Consider the following 262-nt stretch of genomic DNA (forward strand, 5'->3'; position numbering starts at 1 on the left):
ACGTTGAGCGATAGCAAGCTTTTTCGCCCATTTTTGCGTTTGCTTAATAGTTAGCTTGTCACCATTTGAGGTGGTAGCAGACTCTGTTAAGCCTAGATCTATGCCAACACTACCTTTGCCGCACGGTTGTTTGGGGTAGTCTTTAACGGTGATACACGCATACCAACGATTACGACTGTCTTGTACTATCTCTAAGGTGTTAATTTGATATAGGCTTAGGTTGTAACTATCGAATACATCAATGATGAGCTTTTGACCTTTA

The 262-nt window shown here is 41.2% G+C and carries 1 pseudogene; it reads right to left on the reverse strand.

The annotated features are described in order from the left end of the window. Nucleotides 1-262 (reverse strand): annotated as a pseudogene (locus tag J3492_RS13120) (RNA-guided endonuclease InsQ/TnpB family protein); the annotation flags it as partial.

It is taken from the genome of Psychrobacter coccoides (assembly GCF_017498085.1).
In the GTDB taxonomy this organism is placed as follows: Bacteria; Pseudomonadota; Gammaproteobacteria; order Pseudomonadales; family Moraxellaceae; genus Psychrobacter; species Psychrobacter coccoides.